This window comes from Micromonospora arborensis (genome assembly GCF_003205615.1).
Classification (GTDB): Bacteria; Actinomycetota; Actinomycetes; order Mycobacteriales; family Micromonosporaceae; genus Micromonospora; species Micromonospora arborensis.
The window spans coordinates 73,475-99,276 of the sequence record NZ_PYBV01000014.1 but is presented as its reverse complement, the minus strand read 5'-3'; the positions used below and the strand labels follow the sequence as shown (position 1 = coordinate 99,276).

General features: G+C 71.9%; 20 protein-coding genes and 2 pseudogenes. 11 read left to right on the top strand and 11 right to left on the bottom strand.

The annotated features are described in order from the left end of the window. Positions 1–404 precede the first annotated feature (404 nt). The 6 genes from C7C45_RS11875 to C7C45_RS11850 all read left to right on the top strand — a co-directional run bounded on the left by C7C45_RS11875 (position 405) and on the right by C7C45_RS11850 (position 8,394). Positions 405–1,010 (top strand): TetR/AcrR family transcriptional regulator, encoded by a 606-nt coding sequence (locus C7C45_RS11875; RefSeq protein WP_110563684.1) that lies wholly within the window; start codon positions 405–407, stop codon positions 1,008–1,010. Between the two features lie 37 nt (positions 1,011–1,047). Further along, positions 1,048–1,845, top strand: a complete 798-nt coding sequence (locus C7C45_RS11870) for a TIGR03084 family metal-binding protein (protein WP_110563683.1) — start codon at positions 1,048–1,050, stop codon at positions 1,843–1,845. After that, a complete protein-coding gene (locus tag C7C45_RS11865; RefSeq protein WP_110563682.1) occupies positions 1,842–3,515 on the top strand; it encodes an acyclic terpene utilization AtuA family protein in 1,674 nt (557 codons plus the stop codon). The genes C7C45_RS11870 and C7C45_RS11865 overlap by 4 nt, the downstream gene beginning before the upstream one ends. A gap of 24 nt (positions 3,516–3,539) precedes the next feature. Continuing rightward, complete coding sequence (locus C7C45_RS11860) at positions 3,540–5,141, top strand: acyl-CoA carboxylase subunit beta (RefSeq protein ID WP_110563681.1); 1,602 nt, start codon at positions 3,540–3,542, stop codon at positions 5,139–5,141. A 68-nt stretch (positions 5,142–5,209) separates the two neighbouring features. Beyond that, positions 5,210–7,234 carry an acetyl/propionyl/methylcrotonyl-CoA carboxylase subunit alpha gene (locus C7C45_RS11855; RefSeq protein ID WP_110563680.1) on the top strand — a complete coding sequence of 675 codons (2,025 nt, stop codon included), beginning with the start codon at positions 5,210–5,212 and terminating at the stop codon, positions 7,232–7,234. Then, positions 7,231–8,394, top strand: coding sequence for an acyl-CoA dehydrogenase family protein (locus tag C7C45_RS11850; protein ID WP_110563679.1), 1,164 nt, complete (start codon positions 7,231–7,233; stop codon positions 8,392–8,394). The genes C7C45_RS11855 and C7C45_RS11850 overlap by 4 nt, the downstream gene beginning before the upstream one ends. Positions 8,395–8,494: 100 nt before the next feature. On the opposite strand, the gene C7C45_RS11845 is transcribed toward C7C45_RS11850, so the two are convergent. After that, entirely contained in the window at positions 8,495–9,688 is a 1,194-nt protein-coding gene (locus C7C45_RS11845; RefSeq protein ID WP_110563678.1) for a hypothetical protein, read from the bottom strand. Further along, entirely contained in the window at positions 9,685–10,626 is a 942-nt protein-coding gene (locus tag C7C45_RS11840) for a transporter substrate-binding domain-containing protein (protein ID WP_110563677.1), read from the bottom strand. The genes C7C45_RS11845 and C7C45_RS11840 overlap by 4 nt, the downstream gene beginning before the upstream one ends. A 157-nt stretch (positions 10,627–10,783) precedes the next feature. Between C7C45_RS11840 and C7C45_RS11835 the strand changes: the two genes are divergently transcribed. Then, on the top strand, positions 10,784–11,125 hold the full coding sequence (locus C7C45_RS11835; protein WP_146247310.1) for a hypothetical protein: 342 nt from the start codon (positions 10,784–10,786) through the stop codon (positions 11,123–11,125). Here the strand turns inward: C7C45_RS11835 and C7C45_RS11830 are convergent. From C7C45_RS11830 to C7C45_RS11805, 8 genes and pseudogenes are all read right to left on the bottom strand, one after another. Continuing rightward, positions 11,112–12,608, bottom strand: coding sequence for a serine/threonine-protein kinase (locus tag C7C45_RS11830; RefSeq protein ID WP_110563675.1), 1,497 nt, complete (start codon positions 12,606–12,608; stop codon positions 11,112–11,114). The genes C7C45_RS11835 and C7C45_RS11830 overlap by 14 nt on opposite strands. 30 nt (positions 12,609–12,638) lie before the next feature. After that, on the bottom strand, positions 12,639–13,142 hold the full coding sequence (locus C7C45_RS11825) for a hypothetical protein (RefSeq protein WP_110563674.1): 504 nt from the start codon (positions 13,140–13,142) through the stop codon (positions 12,639–12,641). Between the two features lie 184 nt (positions 13,143–13,326). Beyond that, positions 13,327–15,330 (bottom strand): annotated as a pseudogene (locus tag C7C45_RS35840) (ATP-binding protein); the annotation flags it as partial. 228 nt (positions 15,331–15,558) lie between these two features. Next, a pseudogene (locus C7C45_RS35835) lies at positions 15,559–17,124 on the bottom strand (adenylate/guanylate cyclase domain-containing protein); the annotation flags it as partial. Then, positions 17,121–17,957 (bottom strand): MBL fold metallo-hydrolase, encoded by an 837-nt coding sequence (locus C7C45_RS11815; RefSeq protein WP_110563672.1) that lies wholly within the window; start codon positions 17,955–17,957, stop codon positions 17,121–17,123. The gene C7C45_RS11815 and the pseudogene C7C45_RS35835, both read right to left, overlap by 4 nt. Positions 17,958–18,091: 134 nt before the next feature. Next, entirely contained in the window at positions 18,092–18,553 is a 462-nt protein-coding gene (locus C7C45_RS11810) for a RidA family protein (protein WP_110563671.1), read from the bottom strand. Between the two features lie 55 nt (positions 18,554–18,608). Beyond that, the gene (gene sp36 / locus C7C45_RS34020; RefSeq protein WP_007466198.1) at positions 18,609–18,764 is read right to left on the bottom strand and encodes a Sp36 family protein; all 156 of its coding nucleotides are present in this window, start codon (positions 18,762–18,764) and stop codon (positions 18,609–18,611) included. 44 nt (positions 18,765–18,808) lie between these two features. Next, positions 18,809–19,291: a hypothetical protein gene (locus C7C45_RS11805; RefSeq protein WP_110563670.1), complete on the bottom strand. Its 483-nt coding sequence runs from the start codon at positions 19,289–19,291 to the stop codon at positions 18,809–18,811. Positions 19,292–19,877: 586 nt separating this feature from the next. Here C7C45_RS11805 and C7C45_RS34940 point away from each other — a divergent pair. The 3 genes from C7C45_RS34940 to bagB are packed head-to-tail and all read left to right on the top strand — an operon-like array spanning position 19,878 to position 22,642. Continuing rightward, positions 19,878–20,432, top strand: coding sequence for an Rv0361 family membrane protein (locus C7C45_RS34940; protein ID WP_425271132.1), 555 nt, complete (start codon positions 19,878–19,880; stop codon positions 20,430–20,432). A 26-nt stretch (positions 20,433–20,458) separates the two neighbouring features. Further along, complete coding sequence (gene bagA / locus C7C45_RS11795; protein WP_110563669.1) at positions 20,459–21,436, top strand: ATPase BagA; 978 nt, start codon at positions 20,459–20,461, stop codon at positions 21,434–21,436. Positions 21,437–21,490: 54 nt separating this feature from the next. Next, the gene (gene bagB, locus C7C45_RS11790) at positions 21,491–22,642 is read left to right on the top strand and encodes an ArsA family ATPase (RefSeq protein WP_208641136.1); all 1,152 of its coding nucleotides are present in this window, start codon (positions 21,491–21,493) and stop codon (positions 22,640–22,642) included. Between the two features lie 6 nt (positions 22,643–22,648). Here bagB and C7C45_RS11785 read toward each other — a convergent pair whose 3' ends face one another. Next, positions 22,649–22,969 carry a WhiB family transcriptional regulator gene (locus C7C45_RS11785; protein WP_110563667.1) on the bottom strand — a complete coding sequence of 107 codons (321 nt, stop codon included), beginning with the start codon at positions 22,967–22,969 and terminating at the stop codon, positions 22,649–22,651. 407 nt (positions 22,970–23,376) lie between these two features. On the opposite strand from C7C45_RS11785, the gene C7C45_RS11780 reads away from it, so the two are divergent. Next, positions 23,377–25,794 (top strand): penicillin-binding protein, encoded by a 2,418-nt coding sequence (locus C7C45_RS11780; protein WP_110563834.1) that lies wholly within the window; start codon positions 23,377–23,379, stop codon positions 25,792–25,794. The last annotated feature ends 8 nt before the right edge of the window (positions 25,795–25,802 follow it).

Sequence of the window (25,802 nt, the reverse complement as noted above, 5' to 3'; positions counted from 1 at the left end):
CGGTCCGGGGCACCCAGGTCGAACCCCGGTCGAACCCCGGTCGAGTCACCCAGTCCTGCCATCCCGGTCCGGCCAGGTGCGTCGGCCCGGCACGCAGGGCCCGGCACGCAGGACCCAGCACGCAGAACCCGGCACGCAGAACCCGGCACGCAGGGCCCGGCACGCAGGACCCGGCACGCAGGACCCGGCACGCAGGACCCGGCACGCAGGACCCGGCACGCCCCATTGGTGGGGCAGCTCTACAGGGACTGCTACCCACCGGTGCATCCCGTCCCGGTGCGGGCCGCCGCCGACGACTGCGGCCCAACCACCCGTCCCGCCACCCCGCCCCTGCCGCGACCAAACGCCAAGCTCTAGAAAAAGTCAGTCTTGACTGTTTGTTTCTCAGACCGCAGGCTGTTCCCGTGTCCGCCGCATCGACGCGCGTTCCTCAGCAGGAGCGCAGCCGCGCCACCCAGGCCCGCCTGCTGGAGGCGACTGTCGACTGCCTGATCGAGCACGGCTGGTCCGGCACCACGACCACCGTCGTCGCCGCACGGGCCGGTGTCTCGCGCGGGGCCCAACTGCATCACTACCCGACGAAGGCCGCGCTGGTCACCGCCGCCGTGGCCCATCTGGCCGAGCGGCGGGCCGCCGAGTTGCGCACCGAGGCCGAGGTCCTGCCCGCTGGCCCGCAGCGGCTGGACCGGGTGATCGACCTGCTCGGTGTGGCGTTCACCGGGCCGCTGTTCGTCGCCGCCCTCGAGCTCTGGGTCGCCGCTCGCACCGATCGGGAGCTGCGGGACGCCCTGGTGCCGCTGGAGGCGACGGTCGGGCGGGAGATGCACCGCCTCACCGTCGCGCTACTCGGTGTCGACGAGCGCCGGCCCGGAGTCCGCGAGGCGGTGCAGGCCACCCTCGACCTGCTCCGCGGGCTCGGGGTGGCCAACCTGCTCAACGACGACTCGGCACGCCGTACCGCTCTGCTGACCACCTGGAAGCGCCAACTCGCCGCCCTTCTCACGCCCTGACCGCCGGCCGCGCAGGCCTGCACCGACCGGAGGCACCATGGTCGACCTCAGCAACCTGCTCACCGACCTGGCCGACGAGTCGGCCCAACTGGACGCCCTGGTGGCCCCACTGCCCTCCGTCGACTGGGCGAGGCCGACCTCCGCGCCGGGCTGGAGCATCGGACACCAGATCGCCCACCTCGCCTGGACCGACCACGTGGCGCTGCTCGCCGCCACCGATCCCGAGGCGTTCTACGCGACGGTCACCGCCGCACCGGACCCGACCCGAATGGTCGACGCCGGCGCCGAGGAGTTCCTCGCGCCGCCAGCGGAGCTGCTCCCCCGCTGGCGGGCCGGCCGGGCGGCACTCGCCGACGCACTGGCGGCCGTCCCGGCCGGCGAGAAGCTGCCCTGGTACGGCACCCGGATGTCCGCCACCTCGATGGCGACCGCCCGGATCATGGAGACCTGGGCACACGGTGCGGATGTGGCCGACACACTCGGCGTCGTCCGCCCCGACAGCGACCGACTCCGGCACGTCGCGCACCTGGGCGTGCGTACCCTCGGGCATGGCTTCGCCGCACACGGCCGGACGGCACCGACGGCGCCGGTCCGGGTCGAACTGGTCGGGCCCGGCGGTGACACGTGGAGCTGGGGTCCGGCGGACGCCGCCGACCGACTGAGCGGCCCGGCTCGGGACTTCTGCCTGCTTGTCACTCAGCGCCGACACCGCGCGGATCTCGCCCTGGTCGCCGTCGGCCCGGTCGCCGACGAGTGGCTCGACGTGGCGCAGGCGTTCGCCGGCCCGCCGGGCGCCGGCCGTGCGCCGGCAGGCGGAGACGGAGGACGAGCATGATCCGCATCGGCAACGCCTCCGGCTTCTACGGCGACCGGTTCATCGCCTGGCGGGAGATGCTCGACGGCGGCGAGTTGGATGTGCTGACCGGTGACTACCTGGCCGAGTTGACGATGCTGATCCTCGCCCGGGACCGGCTGCGCGACCCCGGCCTGGGCTACGCGAAGACGTTCCTGCGTCAACTGGAGACGTGCCTCGGCACCGCCCTCGACCGGGGGGTGCGGATCGTGACCAACGCCGGCGGGTTGAACCCGGCCGGCCTGGCCGCCGCCATCGACGCACTCGCCGGCCGTCTGGGCCTGCCAGCCCAGGTCGGGTACGTCGAGGGCGACACCATCCAGCGGCCGGACGCGTTGACCGCGAACGCCTACCTCGGCGCGTTCGGGATCGCCGCCTGCCTCGACAGTGGTGCGGACGTGGTGGTCACCGGCCGGGTCACCGACGCGTCGCTGGTGGTCGGCCCGGCCATCGCCCGGTACGGGTGGGGCCGCGACGACCTCGATGAGCTGGCCGGGGCGACCGTCGCGGGGCACCTGATCGAGTGCGGTGCACAGGTCACCGGCGGCAACTTCAGCTTCTTCACCGAGCTGCCCGACGGCGGGCACCGGCCCGGATTCCCGATCGCCGAGGTGCACGCCGACGGCTCGACGGTGCTCACCAAGCAGGTGGGCACCGGCGGCGCGGTCACCGTGGAGACGGTCACCGCCCAACTGCTCTACGAGATCGGTGGGCCGGCGTACCTGGGACCGGACGTGGTCGCCCGACTGGACACGGTGACGTTGCGGGCCGACGGGCCGGACCGGGTCCAGGTCGCCGGTGTCCGGGGTACGCCACCGCCGGCCACGCTCAAGGTCGGCGTCAACAACCTCGGCGGCTTCCGCAACTCGATGACGTTCGTCCTCTGTGGTCTGGACGTCGAGGCGAAGGCCGCTCTGGTCCGGGGGCAGGTCGAGGAGGCGGTGGGCAAGGACGGGCTGGAGTTCGTCCTGGCCCGGACCGACCACCCCGACGCCGTCGACACCGAGGCTGCCAGTGCCCTGCTCCACGTCCACCTGCGCGACGGCGACAAGGCGCGAACCGGACGGGCTTTCTCGGCGGCGGCGGTGGAATTGGCGCTGGCGTCGTACCCGGGCTGCACGCTGACCACCCTGCCGGGCGACGCGACCCCGTACGGCGTCTTCACCGCCGACACGGTGCCGCAGGAGGCGGTGGCGCACGTAGCGGTGCTGCCCAGCAGCGAGCGGGTGCCGATCGCCCCGCCGCTCCACACCGACCCCGCCGCGGCAGCAACCGCCGCCGCCGAGACAGTTTCGGGCGGCGAAACGGCGGTCGACGGCCCGACCCGACGCGGACCGCTCGGCGAGTTGGTCGGCGCACGCTCAGGGGACAAGGGTGGGGATGCCAACCTCGGTGTCTGGGCGCGGAGCGAAGCCGGGTACGCGTGGCTGCGCGCCTGGTTGACCGTCGAGCGGCTGGCCGAACTGGTGCCGGAGACCGGGCCGCTGTCGGTGCGGCGCTACGAACTGCCGAACCTGCGCGCGGTCAACTTCGTGATCGAGGGCCTGCTCGGGGCAGGGGTGGCCGCGTCGACCCGGTTCGACCCGCAGGCCAAGGCACTCGGCGAGCTGCTGCGCGCCCGGATCGTCGACCTGCCGGCCGACCATGAATGAGATCATCGCGAAGGGCATGGGGCTGTGAGCATCTTGAACAGCGCGGTCGACGTGTCCGCACCCGGGCACGTGGCAAACCGTGCGGCTCTGCTGGACCGACTGGCCGAGTTGGACGCCGCGCTGGACCAGGCTCGGGCCGGCGGCGGCGCGAAGTACGTGACCCGGCACCACGCGCGCGGCAAGTTGCTCCCCCGGGAGCGGATCGAGCTGCTGGTGGACGCGGACAGCCCGTTCCTGGAGTTGTCGCCGGTCGCCGCGTACGGCACGGACTTCCCGGTCGGGGCCAGCGTGGTCACCGGCATCGGGGTGGTCGAGGGCGTGGAGTGTCTGATCGTGGCCAACGATCCGACGGTACGCGGCGGCGCGGTCAATCCGTGGTCCCTTGCCAAGACGCGGCGGGCCGGCGAGATCGCCCTGGCCAACCGGCTGCCGATGGTCAACCTGGTCGAGTCGGCCGGGGCGGACCTGCCCACCCAGGCGGAGATCTTCATTCCGGGTGGTCGGGTGTTCCGTGACCTGACCCGGCTCTCGGCGGCGGGCATCCCCACGGTCAGCGTGGTTTTCGGCAACGCGACGGCAGGTGGCGCGTACGTGCCGGGGATGTCCGACCACGTGATCATGATTCGGGACCGGTCGCAGGTCTACCTGGCCGGGCCGCCCCTGGTGAAGATGGCGACCGGTGAGGTCACCGACGACGAGTCGTTGGGCGGTGCGGCGATGCACGCGGCCACGTCCGGGCTCGCCGACTACCTGGCCTCCGACGAGCGGGACGGCATCCGGTTGGCCCGGCAGTGCGTACGCCGGTTGAACTGGCGCAAGCAGGGCCCGCCGCCGCGGACGGCCGTGCCGCAGCCACCGAAGTACGACCCGGAGGAGCTGCTCGGCATCACCAGCGCCGACCTGAAGGTGCCGTTCGACCCGCGTGAGGTGCTGGCCCGGATCCTGGACGGCAGCGACTTCGACGAGTTCAAGCCCGCGTACGGGGACGCGCTGGTCACCGGCTGGGGCGAGCTGCACGGGTACCCGGTTGGCGTGCTGGCCAACGCCCGCGGGGTGTTGTTCAGCGCGGAGGCGCAGAAGGCGGCCCAGTTCATCCAGCTCGCGAACGCCTCCGACACCCCGCTGATCTTTCTGCAGAACACCACCGGCTACATGGTCGGCACGGAGTACGAGCAGCGCGGCATCATCAAGCACGGCGCACTGATGATCAATGCGGTGTCCAACTCGACGGTGCCGCATCTGACGGTGAACCTGGGCGCCTCGTACGGGGCCGGCAACTACGGCATGTGTGGCCGGGCGTACGAGCCGAGGTTCCTGTTCACCTGGCCGAACGCGAAGTCGGCGGTGATGGGCCCGGCTCAGCTCGCCGGGGTGCTCTCCATCGTGGCGCGGCAGGCTGCCGCCGCCCGGGGGCGCGACTACGACGAGGAGTCCGACGCCGCGATGCGGATGATGGTCGAGCAGCAGATCGAGTCACAGTCGGGCGCGTTGTTCCTCTCCGGCCGGCTCTACGACGACGGGGTGATCGACCCTCGGGACACGCGTACGGTCCTCGGGCTCTGCCTCTCGGCGATCCACAGCGGACCGGTGCAGGGCGCCGCCGGCTTCGGCGTCTTCCGGATGTAGCCCGTGAGCGCGAGGAACGCAGCGAAGCGGAGTCCCGCAGTCGCGAACGAAAGGCAGGCTCAGCGCTCATGATCAACAGACTGCTTGTCGCCAATCGCGGGGAGATCGCCCGCCGGGTCTTCGCGACCTGCCGGGCGCTCGGCGTGGAGACGGTCGCGGTGCACTCGGACGCGGACGCCGCCGAGCCGTTCGTCGCCGAGGCGGATCACGCGGTCCGGCTGCCCGGTGCCGCGCCGGCCGAGACGTACCTGCGGGTCGAGTTGATCCTGGACGCGGCCCGGCGCAGCGGCGCGGACGCCGTCCATCCGGGCTACGGGTTCCTCGCCGAGAACGCGGAGTTCGCGGCGGCGGTGACCGACGCCGGGCTGACCTGGGTCGGGCCGCCGGCCAAGGTGATCGCCGCGATGGGCGACAAGCTGGCGGCGAAGGCGCTGCTCGCCGAGGCGGGCGTGCCGATGCTGCCGAGCTGGACCGACACCGATGCGGTCACCGACTTTCCGGTGCTCGTGAAGGCGTCCGCCGGTGGTGGCGGGCGGGGGATGCGGATCGTCCGGGACGCGGGTGGGCTGGCCGAGGCCGTCGCTTCGGCACGCCGCGAGGCGGCCGCCGCGTTCGGTGACGGCACGGTCTTCATCGAGCGGTACGTCGAGCGCGGCCGGCACGTCGAGGTGCAGATCTTCGGCGACGCGCACGGTCGGGTGGTGGCCCTCGGTGATCGGGAGTGCTCGATCCAGCGCCGGCACCAGAAGATCGTCGAGGAGGCGCCGGCGGTCGTTCCGGAGCGGGTGCGGACGGCGTTGCACGAGGCGGCGGTGGCCGCTGGTCGCGCGGTGGACTACCTGGGTGCGGGCACGGTGGAGTTCCTGCTCGCTCAGGATGGGGAGTTCTTCTTCCTGGAGATGAACACCCGGCTCCAGGTGGAGCACCCGGTCACCGAGCTGTGCACGGGGCTGGACCTGGTGGGGTGGCAACTGCTCGTCGCCGAGGGTGAGCCACTGCCGGCGGCCCTGCCGGTCAGCACCGGGCATGCGATCGAGGTGCGCCTGTGTGCCGAGGACGCGGCTGCGGGCTGGCGGCCGGCCACCGGCGTTCTGCACCGGTTCGCGGTCCCGCAGGTGGCGGCCGAGTTCGGCGGGTTGGCCGGGCCGGGCCTGCGGCTCGACTCGGGTGTGGTGGCCGGCTCGGTGGTCGGGACGCACTACGACTCGATGCTGGCGAAGCTGGTCGTCTGGGGTCGTACCCGTGCGGAGGCGACCCGCCTGCTGTCCACCGCGTTGGCCCGGGCTGAGCTGCACGGGGTGACCACCAATCGGGACCTGCTGGTCCGGGTGCTGCGCAGCCCCGCGTTCGCGGCCGTGGAGATCGACACCGGGTTCCTGGACCGGCACCCGGAGGTCTTCGCCCCGCTGCTTCCCGCCGACCGGTTCCCGCTGGCCGCGCTGGCGGCGGCACTCGCCTCGGCCGCTGGGCGCCGCGCCGCCGCGCCGGTGCTGGCCGGGCTGCCGTCGGGCTGGCGTAACGTGCCGGCCGTTCCGCAGGTCACCCGATTCAGCGGGCCGGACGGTGCGATCGAGGTCCGCTACCGGCTGGACCGCAGGGGCGGGCTCGTCGAGTGGTCCGCCGAACCCGGTGCCGCCGAGTTGAGTGCCGCCGCACCAGACGCCGCTGCTGCCGCCGCCGAACGGCCGGCCGTGACGTTGGTCGAGGCCACCCCGGGCCGGGTGGTCCTCGACGTCGACGGGGTGCGGCACGCGTACCGCGTACACCGGGTGGGGTCGGCGGTGTTCGTGGACGGCCCGGACGGGGCGGCGAGCCTGGCCGAGCTGCCGCGTCTTCCGCTGCCCACCGCGGCGGTGGCCGCCGGTTCGCTGCTCGCGCCGCTGCCGGGCGCGGTGGCCCGGGTGCACGTCCAGGTCGGTCAGCGGGTCTCGGCCGGCGATCCGCTGCTCACCCTGGAAGCGATGAAGCTGGAACATCCCGTCGTCGCCCCGACCGACGGCGTGGTCGCCGAACTGCCGGTGCCGGCCGGCGGTCAGGTCCGCACCGGGGCGGTGCTGGCCGTGATCGACACTGCGGAGGAGAACCCCCGATGACCTTCGACCTCACCCCTGAGCAGGACCAACTGCGCGACGCCGTACGGGCGTTGGGCCGCCGTTACGGCCACGGTTACTTCGTCGAGAAGGCCAAGGCGGGCGAACACACCACCGAGCTCTGGGCCGAGGCCGGCCGGCTCGGCTACCTGGGGGTCAACATCCCCACCGAGTACGGCGGTGGGGGCGGCGGCATCACCGAGCTGGCCATCGTCTGCGAGGAGTTGGCGGCTGCCGGCTGCCCGCTGCTGCTGCTGGTGGTCTCTCCCGCGATCGCGGGCACGGTGCTCAACCGGCATGGCACCGAGGAGCAGCGCAAGCGGCACCTGCCCGGCCTCGCCGACGGCTCCCAGAAGATCGTCTTTGCGATCACCGAGCCGGAGGCCGGTTCCAACTTCCACCGCCTCGGCACGGTGGCTCGCCGCGACGGCGATGGCTGGCTGCTGAACGGCCGCAAGTGCTACATCTCGGGGGTCGACGAGGCGGGCCACGTGCTGGTGGTGGCCCGCACCGAGGACTCGTCCACCGGGAAGCTGAAGCCGGCGCTGTTCCTGGTGCCGACCGACGCGCCTGGCCTGACCCGGTCCAAGTTGGACATGGAGATCGTGTCCCCGGAGAACCAGTTCCTGCTCTACCTGGACGACGTGCGACTCCCCGCCGACGCGCTGCTCGGTGAGTCGCTGGACGCCGGGCTGCCGGCGCTCTTCGCCGGGCTCAACCCGGAACGGATCACGGTGGCCGCGATGGGTGCCGGCACCGGCCGGTACGCCATCGAGCGGGCCAGCGAGTACACCGCCACCCGCAAGGTGTGGGGCGGCCGGAGCATCGGCTCGCACCAGGGGGTGTCGCACCCGCTGGCACACGCCGCGGTACAGGTGGAGCTGGCCCGCCTCATGATCCAGAAGGCGGCCACCCAGTACGACGCAGGCCGCGACCTGGAGGCCGGGGTGGCCGGCAACATGGCCAAGTACGCGGCCGGGGAGGCCGCCGCGCTCGCCGTGGACACCGCCGTCCAGGTGCTCGGCGGGGCGGGCATGACCACCGAGTACGGGGTGGCGACCCTGCTCGGCGCGGTCCGGGCCGGCCGGATCGCCCCGGTCAGCCGGGAGATGATCCTCAACTTCGTCGCCCAGCACGTCCTCGGTCAGGACAAGTCCTACTGAGCCGCCCGCTCGATGCATGATCGACTCGATATCGCCGATGTGGCGGTATCCGGGGTGCGCGATACCCCCACATCGGCGACGTGGTGTCGAGCCTGGAACGTCAGGCCGGGGTACGGCAGGCGGCATCGATGCGGTGGACCGGGCGAACCCGACGGCCCATGCCCTCCAGCAGTGAGTCCTCGACGTGGAAGTCGTGGATGCGCAGTTGGTGCCGGGGCAGTTCCTCCTCGGTCGGGCAGAGCACCTGCGCGCGGACCAGGTCGACCGGCACGTACCGCACGCCACCCCGCTCCTGCAGGATCACCATGTTGACGTCGTCCGTGGTGATCACATGCCCGCGCACGTCCTCGGCAGGTCCGTTCTCCGTGCCCACGGTCGTGACGGTCAGCGGCAGCACCGGAGTGCTGATCACCGGCACTGCGGCCCAGACCAGCGTGGCCAGCATCGCCACCTCGGTCACCGACGCCAGCGGCCGGATCACCATGCCCGGCAGTGGCCCCGCGATGAACAGGGCCAACAGCGGCGGCACCACGAGAAGCACCAGCACCAGCCGCTCGTCACCCTGCTCCGCCGCGTCCCGCAGTGTGGGGAGCAGCAGCCAGCCGTACCCGGCGAGCAACGCGACGATCATGAGCAGCCGCGGCAGCACCCGTTCGTGCAGCCGCGCGGGGCGGAGTTGGAACGCGGCCACGAACGCCGGCAGCAGCAGCGGCAGGTAGAGCAGCGGCCAGGTGATCAGGGCGAGCAGGAAACTGGCCAGCACCACCCAGGCCGGGGTGATGTCCGCCCAGCGGGCGAAGAGCGGACGACGGCGGGTCCCCGGTGGCAGCCGATCGGCACTGACGGCCAACACCGCACCGAGGGCGAAGACGGCGACCATTCCGGTGGAGAGCAACCGGGCGGCCGTGGTCAGGAAACCGGCGAGCAGGTTGACCGGCCCGACGTTCGCGACCAGCAGCAACGTGGTCTGGAGTTCGCCGCCCGCCTCCACCCCGAGCCGAAGCACCGAGAAGATCGCCGGTACGCCCACCAGTGCCGTCCAGAACGACTGGCTGGCCCGAGCGCGCCGCTCCGCCGGGTCCCACCGCACCCGCCCGGACCCGACGTCGGCGACGACCGGTTCGGCGGGTGCGGCGACCGGCACACCCGCCGGCCAGCCGGCCGCGTCCGGCGCGGCATCGAGCGGACTGTCGACACCCGGCACGGTGGTGGTTTCGTGCGGCACGGACGCCCGGGGTGGCGGCACCGGTCCGTCGGCGTCGGCGCCGCCGGTGGTGGTCGGCGCCGTGCTCACCGCCGGGGAGCCTTGTCGTCGAAGTCGACGAGCTTCGGCACCTCCAGCGGCTGCGGCTGGCGCTTCTCGGCCTTCAGCCATGGACCCAACGTCCGGTTGTACGCCGTCTGCCAGGGGCTCGCCTGCCCGTCCCGACCCTGCTCGTAGCTCTTCTGCAGGAAGAACGCGACCAGGTCGCGCAGTGCGGGATCACCGATCGGCACACCGATGCCCAGCAACTCGCTGGTGCCGAACGGCATGTCCACGAACTCGAACTCCTTGGGGAAGCTGGCCAGGAAACCGGCGAGGATCGACTCGTCCGAGCTGACCGCGTCGTACCGGCCCTTGCGGATGCCATCGACGCAATCGCCGACGTCCTTCACCACGAACGTCTTGACCTGGCGCTTCTCCAGCTCGGCCTCGGTGGTGGAGCCGCCGCTCGTGCAGACCCGGTAGGCCGGGTCGCGCAGGTCCTCAATGGTGCGGATCTTGTCCTTGAGCCGGCTCGACACCAGCACTTCCTGCGTGGTGACGAAGTACGGCCCGGCGAAGCTGACCAGCTTCTTGCGCTCCTCGGTCATCGAGAAGCTGGACACCACCAGGTCGACAGTGCCGCCCTGCAGCGCCGGGATCCGGTCCTCGGTGGCCACGGAGACGAACTCCAACCGCTGGTCCCCCTCGTAGCCGAGGGAGGCGGCGATGTACCGGCCGATCTCGACGTCGAAGCCGGCGTGCTGCCCGTTGCGGAGCTCGCCCATCAGCGGCTCGTTGGTGGCGACACCGATGCGCAGCTTCGTCTGGCCGTAGATGTGCGACTCGCGGAGCACCTCCTGTACCGAAGGCAGGTCCGGTTCCTTCCGGCTGTCACAGCCGGCGGCGGCGGCCAGGGTGAGGGCGAGGGCGACCGCCAGCGTCGTCGCGACCGAGCGGAGCCGGGACCGGGAACTGTGTGCGTTCATGGGCACCTCGCTGACGGAGCAGCCTGCGGAACACCGAGAGTAGCGAGTGCGGTCCATTCCGAGGTGACGCCAACCGGGCACGTCGGACGGCCCGGTCGATCGGCGTGGCGGTCCGCTTTGCGGTTGACAGCCGCCGATGTCACGACATGCTGGACAGGTGAGTCGATTGCCCAGGCCCGATGCGCGGACCGTGGCGGTGATCGCGGCGTTGGGAGCCCTCGCGCCGCTGGTCATGCTGGTCCTCTGGCGCCGACAAGACCTTCTCGGCGTGATCCTCGCGCTGCTCTGCGTCCTGCTGATCATGGTCGCCGGGGTCGCCGCCTCGGCCGCCCGGCAGGTCGACGATCCGGAGCCGGTGGACCGGTCGGCGACCGGAGGGCCGGCCGAGCTGATGCCGTACGGGATCGACGCGGACACCCTGGACGCCCTGGACAGTCGGGACGCGTTGCGTGCGGTGCGTGACCGGCGGCGCGGGTCGAACGGGTTCAGCGGCCGGTGAGAGTGGGCGCGGCGAGCGCGTCCACGCCCCGACCGGCCAGACACCGGTAGACCCGGTCGATGTTGCCGTCGACCGGCGGGAGCACCTCCAGGTGCCAGCCGCTCGGCTCGGCGATCCCGGTGGTCAGCCGGAACGTCCTCACACTGCAGACCTGCCGCACCGGCTGGGCGGCGATTACCTCGTCGTAGTCGGCGCCGACCAGCGACACCGGCAGGATGCCCTCGGCGTACGTCTCCCAGGTGTGCCGGTCGGCGCAGGACAGTCGGGTCGCCTCGGCGCGGCTGCCGCGGATCCGCACCGGGCCGAAGCATTCCAGCTCGGGCAGGCACCGGGCGCCCTCGGGCAGGGCGGTGGGCGGGCCGGTGCCGGTCACGCAGCCGGGCAGCGGCCCGGTCGCCGGTGCGGCGATCTGGGTGGCCGACGGGTTCGGGGAGGGCGGTGGCGCCCGGTCGGCGACCCAGGCACCGGCGGTGGCGGAGGCGGCGAGTGCCAGCACCCCGGCACCACCGAAGAACCAGCGCCGCCAACGTCGGCCACCGGGGATCACCTGCTGGGTGTCCTCGATGGGCGGCCGGGGCAGCGGCTGACTGACCGCGTACGGGCCGGGGCGGGTCGCGCCTCCGCTGACCGGGGCGCCGCTGACCGGCGCCGCCGGTGGGCCGAGCGGCAGGCTGGCGAGCAGGTCGTGCAGTTCGACGGCGGAGGGACGCTCGGCCGGGTCGTTGGCCATGCCGGCGCGCAGTACGTCGATCAGTTCGTCCGGTACGCCGGGCAGGCCCGGAAGCGGCTGGTTGAACATCTCCAACACGGTGACCAGGCTGGGGTTGCGCTCGGACTGCCAGCGTGGCGGCCGACCGTGCATCACCGCGTAGAGGGTGGCGCAGAGCGCGTACACGTCGACGGCCGGCGACGGTGGGCTGTGGCTGAACATTTCCGGCGGCGCGTACGCCGGGGTGAGCACCTCCAGGGTGACCGACGCGTCCCGGTGCTCGGCGAGCACGGCCAGGCCGAAGTCGGCGAGCACGGCCGAGTTGAAGCCCGAGTAGAGGATGTTGGCCGGTTTCACGTCCCGGTGCAGCACCCCGGCCGCGTGCGAGTGGGCCAGCGCGTCGGCGATCTTGATGCCGAGGTCACGGGCCTCCACCGGGTCCAGCGGCGAGGTCCGCATCCGTTCGGCGTACGAGCCGTCGCAGAGTTCCATGATCAGGTATGGGTGCTGGTCGACGGTGACTCCGACGTCGAAGAGGTCCACCACGTGTGGGTGCGACGACATCCGGCCGGCGGCCCGCGCCTCGCGGAGGAAGCGGGCCTGATCCCGCTCGCTGTCCAGCGTCCGGTTCTCCACCTTGACGGCGACCTCACGACCCACGGAGATCTGGGTGGCCTGGTAGACGGTCGCGTACCCACCCCGGGCAAAGACCCGCAAATCAGTCAGACCAGGCACAATCGGCACCGGCGGGCCGCCGGTCGGGGTGTCGGTCACCGCTCGAAAATACCCAACCCGGCCAGCGGCTCAGCGCGCCGCGTCCGCCGGAGCGGCACCGGCCGCGCCGGTACCCCCCTCGACGGTCACTGCCGACTCGGGACCCGCAGGCGTGCCGACCCCGCCGGCCGGCGCGACCCGGCGGGCGTCCAGGCGCAGGCCAACGGCGGTGGCCACGGCCCCCAGCCCCTCCCACGCCGCCACGCCGAAGAACCCGTCGGGAGCGATGTCGGCCAGCACGGCGATGGTGAACACGGTGAACGTGACCAGCCGGAAGACCACGGTGAACCGGTAGAACGCCCGCCACTCGGTGACCGTGGCGAGGAGGTAGTAGACGCCCATGTTGAACGCCGCCATCGAGGACGCCACCAGGAACGTGCCGGTGTAGTCACCAGCGGTGCGCGTCTCCGGCACCTCGAGCCCGAGCATGCGCAACTGCGCCTCCGGCCAGAGCAGCCCGAGCGCGCCCATCGCCAGCGCCAACACGCCGAAGACCGCGATGGTCCAGCCCGCGATGGATCGCGGCAGCTTCATGAAGGGCCTCCCCAGGCACGGCGACGGTCACCAATGTGGACCGGCACACGGTGCTGACACGCTAGCCCCTCACCCCGACAACCACATCCCCGGAACCGCCAAAACCCGCCCCACCCCCACCCGCACCGGGTCGATCAAGAGGTTTCGGTCAGCGGAGGCCGGTTTCCTGACGCAAACCTCTTGATCAACCCTGTGGGGCGAGGGGGGTTAGGCGGGCGCGGAGGGCATTCGCCGCGTCGCGTTCGCTGCGCTGCTCGGTCGCGTACGCCAGGCGGACCGCCTCGTCGGCGGAGGCCAACGCCTCCGTCGGCTCACCGCACGCGGCGAGCGCCTCGGCCAGCACGCTGGCCGCGAGCACCTGGCTGCGCACGTCCTCGGCCGGCGCGGTCACCGCCCGCCGGGCCCAGTCCAACGCCTGCTCACGCTGACCGTGGGCGAGCAACGCCGACGCGTACTGGGCCATCGTCTGCCGGCGGGAGAAGAGCAGCGACGGTGCGTTCGCGGCGACCGTCGCCACCGGGGCGAGCAGCCCGACCGCGGTCGCCGAGTCACCGGCGGCCAGACGTGCCGTCGCCAGCAACACCCGGGGCGCCACCTGGGCCGGGGCCTGCGGATTGTGCGGTTCCACAGTGGTCAGCACCGCGCGGGCGACCCGCTCGGCCGTCTCGCAGTCACCCATGTCCATCGCGACGAAGCCGCGCAGCGTGCCGGCCATCCCGGTGAGCAGCGGGTGCGAGGTGCGCTCCGCGTACGCCAGGGCGTCGGTGAGCAGGTCCGCCGCGTGCTCCGGCTCGCCCAGCCCGCGTGCCACCACCGCCCGGACCACCAGCGCGAACCCGCGCCCCCAGTCGTCGGACGCGGCGGCGAACTCCCGGTACGCCCTCCGGGCCTCCCGGTCCGCCTCGGCCAGATCACCCAACTCGGCGGTGGCGAACGCCGCGACCGCACGCAGCGTGCCTACCGCCCACGCCTCACCAACCCGCTCGCCGAAGGGCAGGAACACCTGCGCCATCCGGCACGCCTCGCGCAGTCGCCCGGCGAGCAGCCGGGCGAATGCCGTCGTGCCGCGCAGCCAGGCCCGCCCGTACGGGTCCTTCAGCTCGGCGAAGAGCCGGGCGGCCCGCCCGAGCACCGCGTCGGTGCCGGCGAAGTCACCCCGGGTGGTGGTCACCCAGGCCAGGTTCTGCAGCGACCAGGCCTGCCCGCGTCGATCCTTGGCACCGAGACTGACCTGGTACGCGGCGGCCAACCGGCTGCTCGCCTGACTCAGCCGCCCGGCCACGAAGTCGGCCATGCCGAGCCGGCGCATCGCCGTGGCGCGCTGCACGGGGAGCCCACCCGCCGTGGCCACCTGCAACGCCTCCTGCCAGGCGATGATCGCCCGACCCTGGTCCCCCAGGGTCTCCTGGGCCTGGCCCGCGAGCAGCAGGGCGTTGACCCGGGTGGCCTCGTCGCCCGCGTTCGCGGCGATCTTCTCGGCGTACGTCAACGCGTCGACCACGCGACCGACCTGGAGCAGTGCCCGTGCGTGCACCACCCGATCGGCTGCGGGCACACCGTCGCGGGCCAACTCGGTGGCGCGTTCGGCGAACTCGACGGCCAGCACCGGTTCACCGGCGGACAGCGACCGGCGGGCGGCCCGGCCGAGCGCGGCGACGCCGAGCGGGACCACCGCCCGGGCTGGCGCGTCCGGACGCAACTTCACCGCGTCGGCGAGCCTGGCGGCCCGCTCGACGTGCGTCGCCACGAAGTCGTCCCGGGCCTCTTCGGTGAACCCGCCCACGGTGCCGGCCGCGGCCTCGTCCGCCGGCGCCGCCCAGCGGGCCAGCGCGGCGTGCCGCTCGGCCAGCTCGGCCTTGCTCACCCCGGCGTACGCGGCCTCCCGCATCAGCGGGGTCGCGAACGAGTAACCGGTACGGGAGCGGTGCAGCATCCGGCGTTGCAGCAGCTCCTCGACAGCACGGTCGAGCTCCACGGCGACCACGGCCGACGGCCGGCCATCGCGGCCGGCACGCTGCTCACGCAACGCCTCCAGGGCACCTGTCGGCACCGTGTCACCGACCACCGCGGCATCACGCAGCACCGAACGGGCGTCCGGCGGCAACGCGTCGATCCGGGCGGCGAGCACGGCGGCGAGGTCCCGGGAGAGCAGCCTGCTGCCCAGCGAACCGGGCACCAACCGCCAGCCGGCCGACGCGCTCTGCTCCCGCTCGCCGGACGCGGGCCGCTCCACCGCACCGCGCGCCGATTCCGCGACGCCGGCACCGCGCGCCGGTTCCGGAGCGCCGGCACCCCGCGCTGATTCCGCGACGCCGACACCGCGCGTCGATTCCGTGGCGCGGACACCGCGCGTCGATTCGGTGGCGCGGACACCGCGCGCTGATTCCGCGGCGCGGACACCGCGCGTCGATTCGGTGGTGAGCGCCCCGCGCTCGATGAGCAGGGTGACCAGCTCGGCCAGGTAGAACGGGTTGCCCTGAGCGGTGGCGAGCAACCGGTCGGCGTCGGCCGGTGGCAACTTGCCGCCGCCGAGGTAGCTCGTCAGCAGCCGCGCCGCGTCGGCACCACGCAGCGGCGGCAGGGAGTGCACCTCGGCGTCCGCGACCCGGGTCAACGCGCCTGCGGTACGCACCAACTCGGGACGGCCGAGCAGCAGCACCAGCACCGGCCCGGTGAGCCTGGACAGGGCCAGCCCGAGAGCACTTATCGTCTCGGCGGTGGCATCGTGCAGATCGTCCACCACGATCACCAGCGGCGCCTCTGAGGCGAGCCCACTGAGCAGGTCGGCGACCGCGTTCGGCACCACCTCGGCATCCGCGGGCGGGGTACCCGACCCGCCCCACTCGCCGGTGTCGGTGCCACCGTGCGCCGGGAGTTCGGCGTAGCCGAGCAGGGCGAGCAGCTGCTCGGTGGCGATCGGTGGGGTCTCACCGCCGGAGCGGGCGAGCCGCTGCCCGAGCCGCCGCAACCTCTCCTCCACCGCCGGTCGGGTCAGCGCGGTGGCGGCGTCACTGGGCAGGCCGACGGCGGCCCGCACCAGGTCGGCGAGGGGCGCCAGCCGACGCCGCTCACCAAACGCGGCGCAGCGCACCGAGAGCACCCGGGCACCCGTGTGCGCCGCGTACCGGCCCGCGCCCACGTCGTACCCGGCGGCGAGGCGTTCCACCTCCGCGGCGAACCGGGACTTGCCGATGCCCGCCTCGGCGGTCATCAGCAGCACCCGCGGGTCCCCCTGGTCGATCACCTCGGCGAGCCGGCCGGCGATCCGGCCGATCTCCGTCTCCCGGCCCACGTACGGCGCTTCGTCGCCGAGCCCCGACCGGGTGCCCGGCGCGTCCAGCAGACCCAGCAGCTCGTACGCCTCGACCGGCTCACGCTTGCCCTTGAGCCGCAGCGGGCGCAGCGCCCGCCAGGAGGACACGTGCCGGGTGGCGGCGACGGTGCGCCCGCCGGCGTAGACCGCGCCCACCGCGGCGGCGTCGGCCAGCCGGGCGGCGGTGTTCACCGTGTCGCCGATGACCGTGTATTCGATGGCGGCCTGGATGCCCGCGATGACGTCGCCGGTGTTGAGCCCGACCCGCAGCCCGAGCGGCGCTCCGCCGCCCCGCTCGTCGTCGAGCACCCGACGGACGGCCCGCTGCATGGACAGGGCGGCCCGGACGGCACGTTCGGCGTCGTCCTCGTGTGCCACCGGCGCACCGAAGACCGCCATGATCCCGTCACCGGTCAGCTTGTCGACGTGCCCGCCGAAGGTCTTCACCGCACCGGCGAGGGCGGCGAGCACCCGGTCGGTGACCGCGCCGACGCGTTCCGGGTCAAGATCCTCCGACCAGGAGGTGAACTCGGAGAGATCGCCGAACAGCACGGTGACCACCCGGCGCTCGGCCGCCGGCAACGTGGCGGCGGCCGGCAGCGCGGCACCGCAGTTGTGGCAGAACCGCGCACCGGGAACGGCAACGGTTCCACACACGGGGCAGGTCACATGTGCTCCAACCCACTGACCCCGGGTGCGGATTCCCCGGTGCCGACACCCAGATACTCCAACTGGGCCCGGACCGACCATTCGGCCGCCCACCAGAGCGAGCGGTCCACGTCCGCGTAGACCACCGCCACCACGTCGGCGGGCGTGCGGGCACCGGCGGCGACCGCCGCGCGGACCTGGTCGAGCCGGGCCCGGCGGTGGGCGAGGTAGAAGTCGGCGGCCGCGGCGCAGTCGGCCAGCGCCGGGCCGTGCCCGGGCAGCGCCGGAATCCCCCGGTACGCGGACAGCAACTCCAGGCTGGCCAGGTAGTCACCGAGGTGCCCGTCCGGGTGGGCGACCACGGTGGTGCCCCGGCCGAGGATGGTGTCACCGGTGAGCACCACCCGGTCGTCGCCGTGCTCGACGAGGAAGCAGACCGAGTCGGCGGTGTGCCCCGGAGTGTCCAGCATACGGATCTCCAGGCCGAAGCCGCCGAACTGCTCACCCGGTTCGCTCAGGGGAGCACCACCGATGGTGTGTGCCGGGTCGACGGCGAGGACGTGCACCCCACCGAGCAGCTCACTCAGCCGGGCCGCGCCCTCGGTGTGGTCCGGGTGACCGTGGGTGATCAGGATCAGACCGACGGGGCCGTGCTCGGCGATCCGGGTCAGGTGCCCCTCGTCCGCCGGCCCCGGGTCGACCACGACGCTGGACTCGGCTGCCGGGGCGCGCAGCACCCAGGTGTTGGTGCCGTCGAGGGTCATCGGCCCAGGATTCGGCGCACGCAGCAGTGTCACCCAGGTCGGCAGCTCGTCGGCGAGCGCCGCCGCCGGCGCCGTCACGTGCCCGCTCATGGCTGCGATCGTACGACCCCGCCCGCCACACCCCACGATCTTGCCCACCCAACCCGAAGGAAGGGCCCCTTGCTAGCGCGTGATCGACAAGAAGGGGCCCTTCCGGACGGGCCGCGGATCGCGGTGGCGAGGTGTCAGGCGACCTCGACGATCAGTTCGACCTCCACCGGGGCGTCGAGGGGCAACTCGGCCACCCCGACGGCGCTGCGGGCATGGCGGCCGGCCTCGCCGAAGACAGTGCCGAAGAGGTCGGAGGCACCGTTGATCACAGCGGGCTGACCGGTGAAGCCGGGCGCGGAGGCCACGAAACCGGTCACCTTGACCACCTTGACCACGTTTTCCAAGCCGACCAGCGAGTCGACCGCGGCCAGCGCGTTGAGCGCACACCGCTGGGCCAGATCCTTCGCCTGCTCGGCGGAGATCCCGGCGCCGACCTTGCCGGTCGCGAGCAGCTTGCCCTCGGCGATCGGCAGTTGACCGGAAACGTAGACGTGCTGCCCGGACTGCACGGCCGGCACGTAGCTGGCCACCGGCGGCACGACCTCGGGCAGTTCGAGACCCAGCTCGGCAAGCTTCGCGTGCGGTCCGTTGCTCACGGCGCCACCTCGATGTTCGCGACTGCGGGGCTCCGCTTCGCTGCACTCCTCGCGCTCACGCCTTGGGTCGCTTCAGGTAGGCGACGAGCTGGTCCGGGTTCGGCCCGGGGACCACGGCGACGAGCTCCCACCCGTCCTCGCCCCAGTTGTCGAGGATCTGCTTGGTCGCGTGGACCAGCAGCGGGACCGTGGAGTATTCCCACTTCTGCATCGCTGAAGGGCTCCCTCTCGGTGCGGAATTGTTCGAGGGACAGCCTACGGTCCGTTGGCCGGGCGAGACGCGGGACGCTGCTCCGGCGCAGCCGGCACCTCCCCGCAGAGCCCCTCGTGCTCGTACCCCTGGGGGCAGCGGGACCGGTCGGGCAGCAGCAGGTCGCAGAACACCCGGTGCCGGTTGTTCTGATCGTCGGCGTTGGACACGGTGGTCTCGCCGGCATCCAGTTCGGGCAGGAAGCCCAGGGACACCGCGACCCGGCCGGCCAGCACGGTCGCCGCGGCCAGGTTCGGCACCCGGATCGGCAGGTGGATGACGAAGCCCGGCTCGTCGTCGTCGCGGAACCGCTCGGCGGGGTGGCTCGGCGCCCGAGCCACCTCCGCTTGCTCCGGCATTCGGCGGTACGACCGTTCGTTGATCGCTTGGCCGCCGATCTGTCCACCGGCGTCGAACAGGGACCCGGGCCGGCGCGGCCGGTCGGTGTTCGGGTATTGGGTGCGAGGGATGTTGTCCGCGTCGCGCATGCACTGCCTCCGGTCGTACCGCTCGGATCACGCTTCCGGTCCGGACCCATTCGTCCGTTCCGGCCCCCGCGCCGGGACGAAAGGTAGGTCCGGGGTCGCAGTCCCGACAACAGGACGCGCCCGATTGGTCACCCGCAGTCACATATGCGACACAAGTCAGCCGAGAGCCCGACAGCGCACCGGACGCCGGTCCCGCCGGCGGGATCGGTGGGCAGCACTGTGCGGCGGGGGCGACACCGACGCGGTCATCGACCGTTACCCTTCCGGTCGGACGGTCGCGCAGCGCCCGGCAGCCCGCTCGATCACGCTCGACGCCAGGGGTGGCGGCGGGCTCCGCACCCCCGGGGGAAAGACGATGACCCAACCACCCAACGGTGACCAGGCCGGCCCACCCGTCCCGCCGCCGACCCAGCCGGAGCCCGGCGGTCGGCCCGGCGCTGCGGTCGTTCCCGGTCAGCCGGCCCCCGCCGCGCCGTCCGGGCAGCTCGCGCTCCCCGCCGCCCCGGCGGCGCTCCCCGCCCAGCCGACCGTCCCCCTCCAGCAATCCTTCCCCGGGCCGACCAGCGGGGCCGACGCTGCCGCCGGCCTGTCGGGCGACCCCGTGGCCGCCGCAGCGACGCAACCGGGCACCCCGGCTCCCTCGGTGATCCCGCCGCCCCCACCGGGATACCCGCCCTACCCGGGCGCCGCCGAGCCGAAGAAGAAGCGCGGCCTGCTGATCGCCGCGATCGCACTGGTCGTGATCATGGTGCTCTGTGTGGGCGGCGGTGTGGTGGCGTTCCTGACCCTGCGCAACGCCGAGACCGGCGAGGGCGCCAAGGAGCCGGCGGTCGCCGTCGACGAGTTCCTGACCGCGGTCTACAAGGACCGCGACGCGACCAAGGCGGCCAGCCGCGTGTGCGCCGCCTCCCGCGATGACGAGAAGATCACCGCCAAGGTCGCCGAGGTGCAGAAGTACGCCTCCGCGTACCAGAACCCGCGCTTCCGGTGGACCACCCCGAAGGTGGACAACCAGACCGGGGAACGGGCCACCGTCTCCACCCGGATCACCATGACCACCTCGGACGAGAAGGTGGCCGACCAGGACCTGCGCTTCACTGTGGTGCAGAAGACGGGTTGGTGGGTCTGCGAGGTCGCCTGACCACCACGCGTGGATAGGCTCGACGGGTGTCTGCAGCTGAGCGGCCGTTCGACCCGGCCGGTACCGGATGGTCCGCCCGCCTCCACGTGGTGACCGGCAAGGGCGGCACCGGCAAGACCAGCGTGGCGGCGGCCCTGGCCCTCGCGCTCGCCGCGGGTGGTCGACGCACCCTGCTGGTCGAGGTCGAGGGGCGGCAGGGCATCGCCCAACTCTTCGGCATCGACCCGCTGCCCTACGAGGAGCGACACCTCGCCGAAGCGCCGGAGGGTGGTGAGGTGCGCGCCCTCGCGGTGGACGCGGAGGAGGCGCTGCTCGAGTACCTCGACATGTTCTACAAGCTCGGCGCGGCGGGCCGGGCGCTGCGCAAGCTCGGCGCCATCGACTTCGCCACCACCATCGCGCCAGGTCTGCGGGACGTGCTCCTCACCGGCAAGGTTAAGGAGGCCACCACCCGTACGTCCGGGCAGCGGCGCGCGTACGACGCGGTGGTGCTGGACGCCCCGCCGACCGGGCGGATCGGTCGTTTCCTCAACGTGACGGCGGAGACGGCCCGGCTGGCCAAGGTCGGCCCGATCAAGACCCAGAGCGAGGGGGTCGCCGCGCTGTTGCGTTCCCCGATGACAGCGGTGCACGTGGTCACGTTGCTGGAGGAGATGCCGGTACAGGAGACGGTGGACGCGATCGCCGACCTGACCGCACTCGGCTTCGGCATCGGAAAAGTGATCGTCAACGGCACCCGGCCCCCGCTGCCTGCCGGCCGGGCGGTCACCGCGGCGGAGCTGAAGCGTGGGCTGGTCGCCGCCGGGCTGCCGGCCGATCGGGACACCGTGGCCGGGTTGCACGACGAGGCACGCGACCAGGTCATCCGGCGCGAATTGGAGGATTCGCTCCGCGCCGACCTGGTGGAGTTGGGGCTGCCGATGGTCGAGTTGCCGTTGCTGCCCGACGGGGTGGACCGGGCGGGGCTCGCGGCACTGGCCCAGGCCCTCGTCCGCGCCGATTGACTCACACCTGAGCTCAGCACGGGCGCACGGACCCAGCCGGCCCGATACGCTCGATTGGTGCCTTCCGAAGACGCGGCGCCGCAGCTGGACGTCGACCAGATCCTCGCCGACCACGGCGTCAAGATCATCGTGTGCTGCGGTGCCGGCGGGGTGGGAAAGACGACCACGGCCGCGGCGCTGGCGCTGCGGGCCGCCGAGCAGCACGGCCGGCGCACGGTGGTGCTCACCATCGACCCGGCCCGCCGGCTGGCGCAGTCGCTGGGCCTGACCGAGCTGGACAACACCCCCCGCCAGGTCAAGGGGATCGACGTCGAGAGCAGCGGCGGCGAGCTGCACGCCATGATGCTGGACATGAAGCGCACCTTCGACGACGTGGTGCTGCAGCACACCGACCCCGCGAAGGCCGCCGAGATCTTTGCGAACCCGTTCTACCAGGCGATGAGCTCGACGTTCGCCGGCACACAGGAATACATGGCGATGGAGAAGCTGGGTCAGCTGCACGCCCGGGGCGAATGGGACCTGATCGTGGTGGACACGCCACCGTCCCGCTCGGCACTGGATTTCCTGGACGCGCCGGCCCGGCTCTCCCGTTTCCTCGACGGCCGGATGTTGCGACTGCTGCTGGCCCCGGCGCGCAGCGGCGGGCGGAGCATGTTCAGCCTGGTCACGGCCTCGTTCGGGATGTTCTCGAAAGTGGTGCAGAAGGTGCTCGGTGCGCAGTTGCTCACCGACCTGTCCGGCTTCGTGGCCGCTCTGGATTCGATGTTCGGCGGTTTCCGGCAGCGGGCCGAGCAGACGTACCGCATCCTGCAGGCGCGGGAGACGGCCTTTCTGCTGGTCGCGACACCGGAGCCGGACGCGGTCCGGGAGGCCGCCTACTTCGCCGGCCGCCTGCGGGACGAACGGATGCCGCTGTCCGGCCTGGTGCTCAACCGGGTGCACCGACCGGCGGTGCCGGAGCTAGACGCCGAGCAGAGCCGGGTCGCCGCCGAGCGGCTGACCGAGCTGGGTGGGCATGAGGCCACCGTCGATGTGCTGCGGGCGCACGCCGCACTGGCCCGTCAGGCGGTACGCGAACAACAGGTGGCCGCGCGCTTCACCGAGGCGTTCCCGGCGGTGCCGGCGGTGTCGGTGACGGCGCAGCCCGCCGACGTGCACGACGTCGACGGGCTACGGACGATCGGCGCGGCGATCAGTCGGCCGTGACCGACGTCAGGTGGCCGCAGTGACGAGGACCTTGTCCTTGCCGGCCTTCTCCTTGCTGTTCTTCTTCATCGCAGCCTCGAACATCTTGCGCCAGCTCGTCACCTGCGGGTGTCGACGCAGCAGCGCCCGCCGTTCGCGTTCGGTCATGCCGCCCCACACACCGAACTCGATCCGGTTGTCCAGCGCGTCGGCCAGGCACTCGTAGCGAACAGGGCAGCTCCGGCAAATCCGCTTCGCCACGTTCTGTTCGGCACCCTGTACGAACAACGCGTCCGGGTCCCCGTTCTGACATGCCGCAAGCGACGGCCAGTCAGTGATCATGCCCATGTGTACACGTCCCCCCTTGCAGTACCTACCGACCTCGTCGATGTACGCCAGCCGGCAATTCCCCCCGATCGCCCGGCTCGCCTTCCCCAAGGCGGCACGGACGACATGTGGCGCTGTCGCCGCCCCCATCATGCTCTGTAGTCGACTGATTACGCAACGTTGTCGGCGAAATCCATCATTCCGGACACTCCCGGCTTCCCGGGCCTTCGACCGCCGGTTACCCCGCCGAGGTCGGCGATAACGCTGCGCCGCCTCCCTGAATCGGAGGAGACTCACGCCAGGTCACACGCAACCAAGCACCGGGGGTCGTGCGTTTAGCACAACGAGGGCAGCGCGTGCAGGAAATGGGGAAAGAACACCCAGGCGCCCCTCGTTCCCTACTCGCGTACCCTGTCGAGGTGAACTGGATGCGGAAACGTGACCACAATGTGCTGACCAACGCCGCATCGCTGCTCGTATGTGGCCTGTTGGCTGGCGTGGTGGTCGCTGCGGCGGCCTTCCCCGCAGTGGCGATGTCCGGCTTGGCCGCCAAGGCGGGCGCCGAGACATTCGGCGCCCTGCCCACGGAGCTGACGGTGGCCCGCGCGCCGCAGATCAGCTATCTGCTGGCCTCGGACGGCAAGACACCGCTCGCGACCATGTACGACGAGAACCGGCGCGACGTGAAGCTCGCCGACATCTCGCCCAACATGGTGAAGGCCATCATCGCGGCCGAGGACCATGACTTCTACAAGCACAACGGCGTCGACATCAACGGCGTCGCCCGCGCGTTCGTCAACAACCAGAGCGAAGGCTCCGGCCGGCAGGGCGCTTCGACGCTGACCATGCAGTACGTCCGGCTGGCCATCGCCTACTCGGCCACCCACCCGGCCGACGTGGTCGCGGCCACCGAGGACACCAGCGCCCGCAAGCTTCGCGAGATGCGGCTGGCCCTCCAGGTCGACAAGGAATTCTCCAAGGACGAGATCCTCACCCGCTACCTCAACCTCGCCTCGTTCGGCAACGGCGCGTACGGCATCTACGCCGCCAGCCAGGTCTACTTCGCCAAGCCGCCGAGCAAGCTCAAGATTGAGGAGGCGGCGCTGCTGGCCGGCATGGTCAAGGCGCCCACGACGAACGACCCGACCACCGAGGGTGGTTACCCCAAGGCTCTGGAACGGCGCGACTACGTCATCGACAACATGGTCAAGACCAAGGCCATCACCCAGCAGGAAGCCGACACGGCCAAGGCCGTCCCGCTCAAGGTGCAAGACAAGCGCACCCCCAACGGCTGCGTCGCCGCGAACCTCAACAGCTGGGGCTTCTTCTGCGACTACTTCTACCGCTGGTGGATGCAGCAGGAGACGTTCGGTTCGACCACGTACGACCGGGAGCGGCGGCTGAAGAGCGGCGGCTACACCGTCGTGACCTCGATCGACGTCAAGGCGCAGAGCGCCGCGGACAAGGCGGTCCGCAAGGCCAAGAGCGAGAACAGCAAGGAAGCCGCGATGGTCGCGGTGGTCGAGCCCGGCAGTGGCCGGGTCCGGGCGCTCGCGGTCAACCGGCAGTTCAAACTCGACGACCCGAAGAAGCCGACCAACAAGCTCTCCAGTAATCCGGCGAAGAGCAGGAAGGGCATCCGGGGCAACTACCCGGCAACCGTCAACCCGCTGCTCACCGGCGGCGACGGCATCACCGGCTATCAGGCCGGCTCGACCTTCAAGATCTTCACGATCGTGGCGGCGTTGGAGAAGGGCATCCCGCTCAGCTACTCCATCAACGCGCCAGCGATGTTCAAGTCGGAATACATCATCGACAGCAGCAGCGACGCGGCCTGCCCCGGCACCCACTTCTACTGCCCGACCAACTCGGGCAAGAAGGCCGCCGGCCCGCAGAACATGTGGACGGCGTTCGGCCAGTCGATCAACACCTACTTCGTGCCGCTTCAGCAGCAGGTCGGCGCGGAGAACGTGGTCAAGGCCGCCAAGAGGATGGGCATCAACTTCCGTGCCCAGGAGGATCTGGACCTGGAGAAGGGGGCGCACCAGTGGGGCGCCTTCACCCTGGGCGTCTCGCAGACCACCCCGCTGGATCTGGCCAACGCCTACGCCACACTGGCCGCCGACGGCACCTTCTGTGAGCCGATCCCGGTGCAGGAGATCCGCGACCCGGAGGGCAACAAGCTCGACGTCGCCAACCCGCGCTGCGAGAAGCGGTTCAGCACCGACGTGGCCCGCGCCGCGGTGGACGCGGCCCGCTGCCCGGTCGGTGACAAGTCCTCCTCCTCCCGGTGCTCCGGATCCACCGCCGGCAACGTGCGCAACGACGTCGGTTATCCGGTGGCCGGCAAGTCCGGCACCACCGACTCGGAGAAGACCGCCGCCCTGGTCGCGATGACCAAGCAGTACTCGGTCGCCGGCATCATGGCCGACCCGGACTGGCCGCAGACCAACGTGAAGATGAAGCACAAGGAGGACGACGGCATCAACCCTCCGGTGTGGCAGACGCTGCGGGACGCGATGAAGGGCAAGAAGGCGATCCCGTTCGAGCCGCCGGGCCAGAAGATCTCCGAGGGTGACCAGCGCAGCATCCCCGACGTGAAGTGCGTTTCGGTGGATCAGGCGAGGAACCGGCTCAAGGGCGCCAGCTTCGAGCCGGTGGTCTCCAGCACGAAGATCGCCTCACCGTGCAAGGCGGGCGAGGCGGCAGGCACCAGCCCGGACGGACGCACCATCAAGGGTGGCGTGGTCACCATCCTGGTCAGCAACGGTGGCGGTGCCGCCCCGCCCGGCACCCCCCCCACCGGGCAGCCCGGCGGTCGACCCGGCGGTCGACCGGGCGGCTGAGCCGCTGA

Coding starts and splice junctions, on each gene's coding strand:
- C7C45_RS11870 (WP_110563683.1), top strand. CDS start 1,048: ATGGTCGACCTCAGCAACCTGCTCACCGACCTGGCCGACGAGTCGGCC.
- C7C45_RS11865 (WP_110563682.1), top strand. CDS start 1,842: ATGATCCGCATCGGCAACGCCTCCGGCTTCTACGGCGACCGGTTCATC.
- C7C45_RS11855 (WP_110563680.1), top strand. CDS start 5,210: ATGATCAACAGACTGCTTGTCGCCAATCGCGGGGAGATCGCCCGCCGG.
- C7C45_RS11850 (WP_110563679.1), top strand. CDS start 7,231: ATGACCTTCGACCTCACCCCTGAGCAGGACCAACTGCGCGACGCCGTA.
- C7C45_RS11840 (WP_110563677.1), bottom strand. CDS start 10,626: ATGAACGCACACAGTTCCCGGTCCCGGCTCCGCTCGGTCGCGACGACG.
- C7C45_RS11825 (WP_110563674.1), bottom strand. CDS start 13,142: ATGAAGCTGCCGCGATCCATCGCGGGCTGGACCATCGCGGTCTTCGGC.
- C7C45_RS11815 (WP_110563672.1), bottom strand. CDS start 17,957: ATGAGCGGGCACGTGACGGCGCCGGCGGCGGCGCTCGCCGACGAGCTG.
- sp36 (WP_007466198.1), bottom strand. CDS start 18,764: ATGCAGAAGTGGGAATACTCCACGGTCCCGCTGCTGGTCCACGCGACC.
- C7C45_RS11805 (WP_110563670.1), bottom strand. CDS start 19,291: ATGCGCGACGCGGACAACATCCCTCGCACCCAATACCCGAACACCGAC.
- C7C45_RS11785 (WP_110563667.1), bottom strand. CDS start 22,969: ATGGGCATGATCACTGACTGGCCGTCGCTTGCGGCATGTCAGAACGGG.
- C7C45_RS11780 (WP_110563834.1), top strand. CDS start 23,377: ATGCGGAAACGTGACCACAATGTGCTGACCAACGCCGCATCGCTGCTC.